This window comes from Streptomyces sp. NPDC031210, assembly GCF_055570395.1.
The window spans coordinates 80,202-92,125 of the sequence record NZ_JBVIHH010000001.1; the positions used below are offsets into that span (position 1 = coordinate 80,202).

Consider the following 11,924-nt stretch of genomic DNA (forward strand, 5'->3'; position numbering starts at 1 on the left):
AGGTGGGGCGCGGGGGGATCACGGGAAGGTGCTTGCGGGAAGGTCCGCACAGGAAGGTGCTCAGGGGGAAGTGCTCAAAGATCGGCGGGGTAGGCCCCTGCCCGGCAGCACCGCCCGCCCCGCCGTCCCTCAGACCCAGGAGCCCCGTGTTCACCACCCGCCCCACCCTGCAAGGCACCTTCGGGATGGTCGCCACCACGCACTGGCTGGCCTCCCAGTCCGCGATGGCCGTCCTGGAGGACGGCGGCAACGCCTTCGACGCGGCCGTCGCCGCCGGGTTCGTGCTGCATGTCGTCGAGCCGCATCTGAACGGACCGGCCGGCGAGGTGCCCGTCATCCTCGCGCCCGCCGACGGCCCGGTGCGGGTGCTGTGCGGCCAGGGCCCCGCCCCGGCCGGGGCGAGCGTGGCCCACTACACCGCCCTCGGCCTGGACCTCGTCCCCGGCACCGGACCGCTCGCCGCGGCCGTCCCCGGCGCCTTCGACGCCTGGATGCTGCTGCTGCGCGACCACGGCACCAAATCCCTCGCCGACGTGCTGCGGTACGCCATCGGCTACGCCGAGCACGGCCACCCCGCCGTCGAGCGGATCGGCGAGACCGTGGCGACGGTGCGGGAGCTCTTCGTGAGCGAATGGACCTCCTCCGCCGAGATCTACCTCCCCGGCGGCCGGCCCGTCGCCCCCGGCGGGCTGCTCAGGAACCGGCCGCTGGCGGCCACCTGGCGCCGGCTGATCGCGCAGGCGAAGGCCGCCGGGACCGGCCGCGAGGCGCAGATCGACGCCGCCCGCCGGGCCTGGCGCGAGGGCTTCATCGGCGAGGCGCTCGCCGCCTTCGCCGCCCGACCGGCCATGGACACCTCCGGCGAACGCCACGCGGGCACCCTCACCGGTGACGACCTGGCCGCCTTCTCCGCCACCTACGAGCCCCCGGCCACCCACGACTGGAACGGCTGGACCGTGGCGAAGGCCGCCGGCTGGTCCCAGGGCCCGGTCTTCCTCCAGCAACTCGCTTTGCTGCCCGAGGAGTTGCCCGCCTACGGCAGCCCCGAATACGTCCATCTGCTCATCGAGGGCAGCAAGCTCGCGCTGGCCGACCGCGAAGCCTGGTACGGCGACGCGCAGGACGTGCCGCTCGGCACGCTGCTCGGCGCGGAGTACAACGCCGCCCGCCGGACGCTGATCGGCGACCGCGCCTCGTCCGCGCTGCGGCCCGGCAGCCCGGACGGCCGTACCCCGCGGCTGAGCGCGCACGCGCGGGCGGTCGCGGCGGGCGAGCGCGCCGCCGACGCACGGGGCGTGGCCGGCCGCGGCGCCGGGGAGCCGACGACGGCCCGCGGCGTCCGCCAGGAGAGCGCGCCCGAGATCGACCGCGACGGCACCACCCGGGGCGACACCTGCCACCTCGACATCGCCGACCGCTGGGGCAACCTCGTCTCCGCCACCCCCTCCGGCGGCTGGCTCCAGTCCAACCCCGTCGTCCCGGCCCTCGGCTTCCCGCTCGGCACCCGGCTGCAAATGGCCTGGCTGGAGGAGGGACTGCCGAACACGCTCACCCCCGGGTGCCGCCCCCGCACCACCCTCTCGCCCTCCCTCGCCCTGCGCGACGGTGTGCCGGTGATGGCCTTCGGCACTCCCGGGGGAGACCAGCAGGACCAGTGGCAGTTCCACTTCTTCCTCGCCGTGGCACTGCGTGCGCGAGTCCGCGGCGGCCTCGACCTCCAGGGCGCCATCGACGTCCCGAACTGGCACCACGACTCCTTCCCCGGCTCCTTCTTCCCGCGCGTCATGCGGCCGGGGAGCGTCACGGTCGAGTCCCGGATCGACGCCGCGACGCTCGCCGGGCTGCGCCGCCGCGGGCACCGCGTCACGGTCGGTGACGCCTGGTCGGAGGGGCGGCTGTGCGCGGTGGCCCGCGACCCCGAGACGGGGGTGCTGTCGGCCGGGGCGAATCCGCGGGGCATGCAGGGGTACGCCGTCGGGCGCTGAACCGGGTGGGGGAGGCCGGGGCGTGCGGGGGCCGTAGCGGTCGTCACGGGCGTCCCGGCCGGTGGCCTCCGCGCCCGTGACCTGGGCGGCATCCCGCGTTCACCTCACGTCCAGACCGGATGTCAGTGGGGCGTGGTTCGATGGACACATGATCGAAGCATTTCGTACGCAACCTCCGGGAGACACCGCGAACACCACCGACACGGCCGCCACCGCCCTGCCCGACGGCTCCCCGCACGCCCCGTTCGACCTCTCCACGCTGGATTCGGCCGCCGTCGAGGCCGCCGTCCGCCGGGCCGCGGCCGACGAGATCATGCCCCGCTTCCGGCAGCTCGCCGCCGAGGACATCGTCGAGAAGAACGGCCCGCACGACCTCGTCACGGTCGCCGACCGGCTCGCCGAGGAGCACCTGACCGCCGCCCTCACCGACCTGCTGCCCGGCTCCCTGGTCGTCGGCGAGGAAGCCGTGCACGCCGATCCCGCCGTGCTGGAGGCCCTGCGCGGCGACGCCCCGGTCTGGATCGTCGACCCGGTCGACGGCACCCGCCAGTTCGTCCACGGCGACCCCGGCTTCGCGACCCTCGTCGCCCTCGCCCAGCGCGGCGAGGTCCTGGCCTCCTGGACGTACGCCCCCGCGCTGGGGCTGATGGCCGTCGCCCGCCGCGGCGCGGGCGCCTGGCTCAACGGCACCCCGCTGCGCGCCGGCAGCCCGGCCCCCGGCGCGGTCCTGGATGTCGCCATCTCCCACCACGACTTCACCGACGACGACCAAAAGCGGGTGCTCGCGGCCCTGGACACCGGCGGGATAGCCCCCCGCCCGTGCGGCTCGGCGGGCCTGGAATACCTCCACATAGCCCGCGGCGAGATCGACGCCACCGCCTTTAGCTGGGAGAACGCCTGGGACCACGCCGCCGGGCTGCTCCTCGTCCACGAGGCGGGCGGCGCGAGCGGCACGGTCGCCGGGCAGCCGTTCCGCATCGAAGGGGGCAACGCGCTGCCCTTCACCGCAGCGCGGGACGCCGAAACGGTGCGGCGTATCCTCGGATTGCTGGCGGCCGCCAACTGACCCTCGATGACGAGGGCCGGACGTGAGGGGAGTGGCGAAGTGCCGAGGATGCTCGATGCCGTGGTGATCGGGGCGGGACCCAACGGCCTGACGGCGGCCGTCGAACTGGCCCGCCGCGGCATGTCCGTCGAGGTCTTCGAGGCCCGCGACACCATCGGCGGCGGCGCCCGCACCGAGGAGTTGACCCTCCCCGGCTTCCGCCACGACCCGTGCTCGGCGGTCCACCCCTTCGGCGCGGGATCACCCGCCTTCGCCACCATGCCCCTCGAGCGCCACGGCCTGGAGTGGCTGCACCACGACCTCGCCATGGCCCACCCCTTCCCGGACGGCACGGCAGCCGTGCTGGCCCACTCCGTCGGCGAGACCGCGATGTCGTTCGGCCCGCGCGACGCCGGGACCTACCGCCGGCTCGTCGCGCCGTTCATCGGCAAGTGGGACGCCATGGCCCGCGACTTCCTGCGGACCCAGTGGCTCGGACTGCCCGGCGACCCGCTGACCTACGCCCGTTTCGGCCTGGTCGCCATGCAGCCGGTCACAGTCCTCAACCGCCGCTTCAGGGACGAGAAGGCCCGCGCGCTGCTGGCCGGCCTGGCGGCCCACTCCATGGCACCGGTCGGCGGGTTCGGCACCAGCGGCCTCGCGCTGATGTTCGCGCTCGCCGCGCACGCCAACGGCTGGCCGGTACCGCGCGGCGGATCCCAGGCCATCTCCGACGCGCTCGCCGGCCTGCTGCGCGCCCACGGCGGCGTCGTGCACACCGACTTCGAGGTCAAGCGGCTCGACGACCTCCCGCCGGCCCGCGCCTACGTCTTCGACACCTCACCCACCGCGCTGGCCCGGATCGCGGGCCTGGGCAACGCCTACCGCGACGTGAAGTACGGCCCCAGCGTCTTCAAAATCGACTACGCCCTGTCCGGCCCGGCGCCCTGGACGGCGAAGGAGGCCCGCCGCGCCGGCACCGTCCACATCGGCCCCACCAGCGGCGAAATCGCCGCCGCCCTCGATGCCGCGACGCAGGGCCGCGATCCGTCGGTGCCCTTCCTGATCACCGCTCAGCCCAGCCTCATCGACCCCACCCGCGCCCCCGAGGGCAGGCACACCTTCTGGGCGTACGGCCATGTGCCCAACGGCTGGGAGGGCGACGCCACCGAGGTCGTCGAGCGGCAGATCGAGCGCTTCGCGCCGGGCTTCCGCGACCTGGTCCTGGCCCGCGCGGTCGCCGGCCCGCCCCAACTCGCCGCCCGCAACGCCAATTACGTCGGCGGCGACACCGCCACCGGTTCCGCCGCCGGACTCCGCCTCCTCATCCGCCCCAAACTCACCCGTGTCCCCTACGAGACCGCCCACCCGGCCGTCTTCCTCTGCTCCCAGGCCACCCCGCCCGGCCCCGGCGTCCACGGCATGTCCGGCCACTACGCCGCCAAGTCCGTCTGGCGCCGCCTGCGCGCTCCACGCCGGTAGCCGCCCCCTGGCCCTGAACGCCACCCAGCCACGTCTGCCCACCGCGGCGCGGCCGCCCGGGCCGGGGCGGCCGCGTCCTCGCGGCTCCACGATTCCCGACGGTGCCGACCGGGGCGCTTCAGTCGTCGTGGTGGAGGACGCCGTCCTCGTCCATCGTCGGGTGCATTTTCATCGGGCCGTGGTCGTCCAGGTCGGAGGGGCGGGGCGGTTCCGGGCCGTCGGGGCCGGATCTGACCATGCGTTCGATGCGGCAGACGCGGAACAGCTTGTCGGCCACGCGGGCCTCGTCGGCGCGGCCGGCGGCTTTGAATTCTTCGGCGGCCCGGGCGTAGCGCGCGCGTTCGGCGTCGCCGAAGTTGTGGAGCAGGGGCCAGAACTCGTTCATTCCGTCGTACAGCAGCCGCCGCGCGTCGTGCGGGGTCGCCATGAGCCCCCCGTGCGGCCGCCACCCCCGCCCGTCGCGTTCCACCACGCCGAAACCGACGGGCAGGAGGACGACGTCGGGGTGGGTCGTGAGCGCGCGCCTGGAGTCCTCGCGCACGTCGGCGGGGAACCGCGAGCCGGAGTAGGCGAAATCCCGCAGCGCCAGCTTCAGGGCGCCGGCCATGAGGCCGTCCGCCCGGCCCGGGGTGAGGGCGAAACCCAGGTCGGGCGAGGGCGCGTCGCTCCGGCCGCCCCAGGACCGGTCCGCCGGCTCCGGGTCGGTGGGCCGCGGCGGCTCCAGACCCTTTCGCCCGCCGCGCGCGAACTCGTCCCCGCGCACCACCCGGTAGCGCACGTCACGGACCGTCAGCTCGTCGACCGGCTGCTTTTCGAGCACCGCCACCGCGGCGAGCAGGTCGCGCCGCTCGCCGCGGTCGTCGGTGTCGTCCTTGGCCCTGAACCACAGCAGGGAATGCAGACGGTCCCGCGCCTCCTGGGGCGTGCCGCTCGTCACGGTGTGCGAGAGCCGCCACTCCGCCGACTCCCCGGGGTCCCGCACGGCGACGCCGAAGACCGGGCCGCGGAGCATGAGATGGGGGTAGTGGTAGGACGCGTCCACGGCATCGGCCTCGGCCACCCACTCCGTCGGATCGTCGCGCCGCACCAGGCCCTCATGAAGCCGGTCGATCTGTCGCTTCCAGTCAGCATCCATGCGCACATTGTTGTGTCCGGGTGGCGGGCATTCGGCGCGAACGTTTCAAAGAGACCGCTCCGCAGGCGAAGCTGACCGAATCCGCGACTACCTCAGGCTTATGCCACGGCTGCCGATGATCACGTCGTAGGAACCGCTCAGGCCGCCCTCGCCGACGTAGCACCGGTATCCGCTGGGCTTGTCGACCGGCACCAGGCGGGTTGTGGGGATGTCGTCGCACCGCAGCGACTTCGCGGTCTTTCCGCCCAGGGTGCCGTACTGCCGCCACGCTTCGGCCTGCACGCCTTCGCGAGTGATCACGCCGCCCTTGGTCGGCGTGGCCGTGTACTGCATCAAGATGAAGCCGCCCTTCGTCTCGACCCGGAAAGGCACCCGGATTCCCAGGTAGGCGACCTCGCAGGTGAACTTCTGCGGCTTGTCGCCGACCTTGTCGGTGTCGCAGGTCGTACGCGTCGGCTTGGGGAGCCCGCCGCCCATGGAGAGCACCCTGTTTTCGAGGTCGTACTTGATCTGGTCCAGCGCCGGTGCCTTGTCGCCGGGCGCGGGGTGGGCGGCGGGCTTCTGGTGGGCCGACGCCGAAGGGCTCGGCACGGGCGTGCCCTTCGTCAGGAGCGGGTCCGGGCCCCCGCCGCAGGCACTGACCGCCGAGAGCGCCAGAGCCACCATCACCGCCCTGCGGATCCCCTGCTTGGCCTTCGCCGCCGGCACCCGCTGCTCGCTCGTCATTCCCGCTCCCCGTTTCCCGTTTCCCGTTTTCCGCCAACCGTTATCTGTCGGATCGGCTGATCATAGGTTTCCGTCGTGGATCCCGGTCGGGCGGGTAGGGCGGGCCGGCCGGTGTGAGGCGCGCAGGTGGCCTGTCCGGCCCTGCCCTCGGCCGGTATCCGCTCTAGAATCTGAACACTATTCAGTAATACGGAACAGGGAGCTGATGTCCATGGTCCAGGCGGTGCACAGGGCGATGCACGTCCTGCGGGAGCTCGCCACGGCCACACCGCGTCTGGGCGTGACCGAACTGGCCGACCGGGTCGGGGTCGCGAAGCCGACCGTCCATGCCCTGCTGCGCACTCTGGAGGCGGAGGGCATGGTCGTCCAGGACCGTGAGACCGGCAAGTACCAACTGGGCCCCGGGCTGGTGACCCTGGGCAATGCCTACCTGGACTCGCACGAGCTGCGCAGGCGGGCGGTGACCTGGGCCGATGTTCTCGCCACCCAGGCCGGTGCCGCCGTGTGGGTGGGCGTGCTGACCGAGCGGCACATCCTCGTCATCCACCACGCCTTCCGCCCCGGCGGGACGGCGCAGGTGCTGGAGACGGGGGCCAGCCTGCCCTGGAATACCTGCGCGCTGGGGAAGGCCGTCGCGGCCTTCCTGCCCGCCGAACGCCGTACCGCGTTGCTGGCGGGCGAGTTGCTTCGGGTCACCGGAGCCAGCATCGACGATCCGGCGCGGCTCACGGCGCAGTTGGACCAGGTCCGGGAGACCGGATACGCCCTGGACGACCAGGAGTTGACGCTCGGGGACGCCGGCATCGCGGCGCCCGTGTTCGACCGGACCGGCGAGGTGGTGGGCGGCCTCGGCCTGGTGGGCCCGGTGGAGCGCCTGTTGACCGACAGCGCAGGTCAGGAGTGTGCCATCGCGGTCCGGGAAGTCGCCCGGAGTCTGTCGCGGGATCTTGGCGCGCCGCGGAACGCCGGTCTGCGCGCAGGTGGCTGAACCCCACTCCGGGGACGCTCGTGCTTCATTGACGGTTCATCAACTCGGCGCCAGGAGGCGCGGTTTCCCCCAGGAGGGGGCGTAGGCGATCCCACTGTGCAAGAAACCCTTGACGCGGCCGGGGTCGCTGGGTTTTGCTCTCCCTGGCATTCGGTAATGCCGAACAGCTTTCGGGATACGGCGGCGGTTCCCACTCACCGGTGAACGTCGCGATCACGGGGGAACGAAGGAGCGCCTGTCATGCGCAAGACCGTGAAGAGAACCGGCCACTTAGGCCATGTGCCGCACCGGAACGGGGCGGTCCCGCCCGGCGGGCAGCGACATTCGGGGCCCGCGCCCTCGCGCCCCCGGCGAACACCGCCACCACCGTCGCCTCCGCCTCCGCCTCCGCCGGAGGACACCGTCAGCCCGCCGGGTGCGTTACCCCCGGCCGGCTCGCCCGCGCCCTCACCCGCCCGTGCCCCCCTCGCCCTTCCGTGTCGCCGGTGACCCTCCCCGCGACGCGGGCGAGTACCCCGCGCTGCGCAGCACGACCCGCGAAACCGAAGGAGGACCGGTGGATGTCTCGCTCGCCCTGGACTGGGTGGAGAAGATCGCCACAGCCATGCGCCGGAACGAGGAGTATCTGACCCGACTCGACTCGGCCATCGGGGACGGGGACCACGGCGCCAACATGGCCCGCGGCTTCGGGGCGGTGCGCGCCGCCCTGGAGGAGAAGGCGCGGACCGGTGCCCCGGTGGACGAACTCCTGGTGACGACGGGGAGCGTGCTGCTGTCCGTGGTCGGCGGCGCTTCCGGGCCTTTGTACGGCAGCGCGTTCCGGGCGGTCGGTGAGGCCCTCGGCGCGGCCGCCGGCGCGTCCGTGCGGATCGACGCCCCGCGGTTCGCCGGGGCGCTCGCCGCGGGGCTCGCCGGCGTCCAGCACCTCGGCGCGGCGGTGCCAGGCGACAAGACCATGATCGACGCGTTCGCGCCCGCCGTCGGCGCGTTCCGCGACGCGGCGGGGACCGGCGCCGGCTTCCGCGCGGCCGCGCACGCCGCGGCCGAAGCGGCGGAAGACGGCATGCGGGCGACCGTGCCGATGCAGGCCGGAAAGGGCCGGGCGGCGTACCTGGGACTGCGCAGCGTCGGCCACCAGGACCCGGGTGCCACGTCGACCGCCTACCTCTTCCGCGCCCTCGCCGAGGCGGCCGGGTAGCCCCTTCGTCGTCCTGACGCGGACCCCTCCGGCGGCCCCCTCCACAGGCCGCCGCCCCTTCCGACCCCTCTTCCCCCTCATCCGACGCCTCGTCACCCCTCGATGCCCCGCGGCGTCCCCCTCAACAGATCGGATCACCGTGACCGCCCATTCCGTCGACCATGTCGAGTTCTTTGTCGGCGACGTCAGCCAGGCGTCCCACTACTACCGCGCCACCTACGGCTTCCAGGTGGTCGCCGAGGCCGGGCCGCTCACCGGCCTCCCCGGCGCCCGCTCGCTCGTGCTGGCGCACGGTGGGGTCCGTCTCGTGCTGACCTCCGCCCTGCACGCCGACCACGTGGCGGCCCGGTTCGTGCGCCGCCACGGCGACGGCGTCCGCGATGTGGCCCTGCGGACCACCGACGCGAGCGGCGACTTCCACCGGGCCGTGGCCGCCGGCGCCGACGCCGTCGCGGAACCGGAGACGTTCGAGGACGACGGCGGCCGCGTCATCCGGGCCACCGTCGCCGCGACCAACGACCTCGTCCACACCTTCGTCCAGCGCGACGACCCCTCGGGCGCCTTCCTGCCCGGGCGCTACCGGCCCGTCGCCGGCGCCGCCGCCCCCGACCCCGGGCTGCTGAGGTCGGTCGACCACCTGGCCCTGTGCCTGCGCGCCGGCTCGCTGGAGAGCATGGTCGACTTCTACCAACGGGCGCTGGGACTGCGCCACACCTACGACGAGTACATAGTCGTCGGCGGGCAGGCGATGGCCTCCAAGGTCGTCCAGGACGAGACCCGGGGCGTCACCTTCACCATGGTGGAACCGGATCCCACCGGCGACCGCGGACAACTCAACGACTTCCTCGACGGATTCGACGGCCCCGGCGTCCAGCACGTCGCCTACGCCACGGACGACATCGTCACGGCGGCGCGCCAACTGCGCGCGTCCGGAGTGGAGTTGCTCTCGACCCCGGCCGGCTACTACGCCGCGCTGGCCGAGCGGGGCATCGAGGTGGACATCGACACCGCGGTGCTGCGGGAACTGGGCCTGCTCGCCGACCGGGACGAATGGGGCCAGCTCGTCCAGGTCTTCACCCGCTCGCCCTACGCCCGCCGGACGGTGTTCTTCGAGCTCATCCAGCGGCTCGACGCACGCACCTTCGGCAGCGGCAACATCAAGGCCCTCTACGAAGCCGTGGAGCGCGAGCGGGCCGGCGGCCCGGACGCGGGCGTACCGGTCGGCGCCGCGGCGGGAGCCGGCGGATGACCGCCCCGCCGACCGACCGGCCCGCCCCCCTCGACGCCACCGCCCGCCCCGCCCCGCTGTCGCCCCGGGACTACGCGGAAGCCGCCCGCGCCCGGCTCGACAAGCCCGTATGGGACTACATCGCCGGCGGCAGCGGCGACGAGGTCTCCCTGCGCGGCGACCGCGCCGCCTACGACCGATACCGGCTGCGCCCACGGGCCCTGGTCGACGTCTCGCACTGCGAGCCGGGCACCACACTGCTCGGCAGCCCCGTGGCGTTCCCCGTCGGCGTCGCGCCCATGGCCTACCACCAACTGGTCCACCCCGAGGGCGAGACCGCCACCGTCCGCGCGGCCGGTGCGGTGGGCGCCCTCACCATCGCCAGCACCTTCGCCAGCACGACGCTGGAGGAGACCGCCGCGGCCGCGACCGGCCCGCTGTGGCTCCAGCTCTACATGCTGCGCCGCAGGGAGGTCACCGACTCCCTGGCGCGCCGGGCCGAAGCCGCCGGCTACCGGGCGCTGGTGATCACGGTCGACACCCCGCGCATGGCGCGCCGCGAGCGCGACCTGCGCAACGGCTTCAGCCTCCCGTCGCACATCCGGCCCGCCAATCTCGACGACGGCCACACCGACGGGCTCCACCGGAGCAGCTCGGGCGGCTCCACCCTGCTCGACCACGCCGCCCGGCACCACGACGCCGCATTCACCTGGCAGGACCTGGCCGCCCTGCGCGCGCGGACCAGCCTCCCGCTGGTCCTCAAGGGCGTACTCACCGCGCAGGACGCCCGGCGGGCGGCCGACCTGGGGGTCGCCGGACTGATCGTGTCGACGCACGGCGGACGCCAACTCGACGGCGCCGTCGCCGCGTTGGACGCGCTGCCCGAAGTGGCCGCGGCCGTACCGAAGGACTGCGAGGTCCTCGTCGACGGCGGCATCCGCCGCGGCACCGACGTGCTCAAGGCGCTGGCGCTCGGCGCGCGGGCGGTGCTGGTCGGCCGCCCGGTCCTGTGGGGCCTCGCCGTCGACGGTGCCGCCGGCGCCGAACACGTCCTGTCCACCCTCCGCGCGGAAGTCGAGGAGGCGATGGCCCTGAGCGGCCGCCCCCGCCTGGAGACGATCGCCGCGGACCTCCTCCACCCTTCCCCCGACCTCGGCCACCAGGCCACGACAGACAGGGACCCCGCATGACCACGAACGACGCACGCTTCGAACTGACCGCCGCCGAGCGGGAGTTGCTGCCCACCGACGACGAGGTGCTCTTCTACCAGGAGCACGGCTGGTACCTGTCGAAGAAGCTGCTGACCGACGACGAGGTCGACCAGCTCAACGCCGCCAGCGACCGCTTCTACGCCGGCCACCGCGACCGCACCCTGCCGACCCGGCCGCCGCGCCTGGCGTACTGGGAGCCCGAGCAGGGCGACGTCCACCGGCACAACGACTACATCTTCTACGAGGACGACACGATCCGCCGCATCCTCGCCAAGCCCCTCATCGCGGCGGTCGCCGCCCGCATCGCCGAGACCAGCCGGATACGGCTGTGGAACAGCACCCTCATCCACAAGCCGCCGCGCGCGGACGACGCCCGCAACATCGTCCCCTGGCACTTCGACCGCCACTACTGGCAGACCTGCTCCTCCGACGAGATGCTCACCGCCTTCATCCCCTTCCACGACTGCGACGAGGAGATGGGGACGATCACGATGGTCGACGGCAGCCACCGCTGGAAGGAGATCGGCGGCGACGACTCCACCAGCCGCCACTTCGCCGAACGCGACCGGTCCGAGCTGGAGGAGGTCCTCGCGGAGAACGCCGCCTTCAACCAGGCCGAGGTGCGCAAGGTCCCCGTGAACATCCCCAAGGGCCACATCAGCTTCCACCACTGCCGCACCTACCACGGCAGCGGACACAACGTCAGCGACCGCCCCCGCCGCGCCATATCCCTGCACCTTCAGGACCGCACCAACCAGTGGCGGCCCTTCACCCTGTCCTCCGGCGACCAGGTCGTCTACAACAACGACGTCCTCGTCCGCCGGGACGAGCGGGGCAACCCCGACTACACCGACCCCACCTTCTGCCCCGTCCTGTGGGAGGACCCCCGGTGAGTCACGGTTCCCCGGCCACCGTCCTGCCGGCCG

Annotated in this window: 10 protein-coding genes; 8 read left to right on the plus strand and 2 right to left on the minus strand. The window is 73.4% G+C overall.

What is annotated here, in order from left to right:
* Positions 1–146: 146 nt before the first annotated feature.
* The 3 genes from ACZ45Z_RS00420 (at position 147) to ACZ45Z_RS00430 (ending at position 4,512) form a co-directional block, all read left to right on the plus strand.
* Positions 147–1,985 carry a gamma-glutamyltransferase family protein gene (locus ACZ45Z_RS00420; protein WP_468353891.1) on the plus strand — a complete coding sequence of 613 codons (1,839 nt, stop codon included), beginning with the start codon at positions 147–149 and terminating at the stop codon, positions 1,983–1,985.
* A gap of 148 nt (positions 1,986–2,133) precedes the next feature.
* A complete protein-coding gene (locus tag ACZ45Z_RS00425; RefSeq protein WP_468353893.1) occupies positions 2,134–3,051 on the plus strand; it encodes an inositol monophosphatase family protein in 918 nt (305 codons plus the stop codon).
* Between the two features lie 39 nt (positions 3,052–3,090).
* Complete coding sequence (locus tag ACZ45Z_RS00430) at positions 3,091–4,512, plus strand: phytoene desaturase family protein (protein WP_468353895.1); 1,422 nt, start codon at positions 3,091–3,093, stop codon at positions 4,510–4,512.
* A 118-nt stretch (positions 4,513–4,630) separates the two neighbouring features.
* Here the strand turns inward: ACZ45Z_RS00430 and ACZ45Z_RS00435 are convergent, their stop codons facing one another.
* Together ACZ45Z_RS00435 and ACZ45Z_RS00440 are read right to left on the minus strand one after the other, a co-directional pair.
* Positions 4,631–5,647, minus strand: a complete 1,017-nt coding sequence (locus ACZ45Z_RS00435; protein ID WP_468353897.1) for a DUF5954 family protein — start codon at positions 5,645–5,647, stop codon at positions 4,631–4,633.
* An 87-nt stretch (positions 5,648–5,734) separates the two neighbouring features.
* A complete protein-coding gene (locus tag ACZ45Z_RS00440; RefSeq protein ID WP_468353899.1) occupies positions 5,735–6,373 on the minus strand; it encodes a hypothetical protein in 639 nt (212 codons plus the stop codon).
* 205 nt (positions 6,374–6,578) lie between these two features.
* On the opposite strand from ACZ45Z_RS00440, the gene ACZ45Z_RS00445 reads away from it, so the two are divergent.
* From ACZ45Z_RS00445 to ACZ45Z_RS00465, 5 genes are all read left to right on the plus strand, one after another.
* A complete protein-coding gene (locus ACZ45Z_RS00445) occupies positions 6,579–7,361 on the plus strand; it encodes an IclR family transcriptional regulator (RefSeq protein ID WP_468353901.1) in 783 nt (260 codons plus the stop codon).
* 556 nt (positions 7,362–7,917) lie between these two features.
* Entirely contained in the window at positions 7,918–8,559 is a 642-nt protein-coding gene (dhaL, locus tag ACZ45Z_RS00450) for a dihydroxyacetone kinase subunit DhaL (protein WP_468353903.1), read from the plus strand.
* Positions 8,560–8,698: 139 nt separating this feature from the next.
* Positions 8,699–9,808 carry a 4-hydroxyphenylpyruvate dioxygenase gene (gene hppD, locus ACZ45Z_RS00455; RefSeq protein ID WP_468353905.1) on the plus strand — a complete coding sequence of 370 codons (1,110 nt, stop codon included), beginning with the start codon at positions 8,699–8,701 and terminating at the stop codon, positions 9,806–9,808.
* Positions 9,805–10,977 (plus strand): alpha-hydroxy acid oxidase, encoded by a 1,173-nt coding sequence (locus ACZ45Z_RS00460; RefSeq protein WP_468353907.1) that lies wholly within the window; start codon positions 9,805–9,807, stop codon positions 10,975–10,977. Before hppD ends, ACZ45Z_RS00460 begins: the two co-directional genes overlap by 4 nt.
* On the plus strand, positions 10,974–11,891 hold the full coding sequence (locus ACZ45Z_RS00465) for a phytanoyl-CoA dioxygenase family protein (RefSeq protein WP_468353909.1): 918 nt from the start codon (positions 10,974–10,976) through the stop codon (positions 11,889–11,891). Before ACZ45Z_RS00460 ends, ACZ45Z_RS00465 begins: the two co-directional genes overlap by 4 nt.
* The last annotated feature ends 33 nt before the right edge of the window (positions 11,892–11,924 follow it).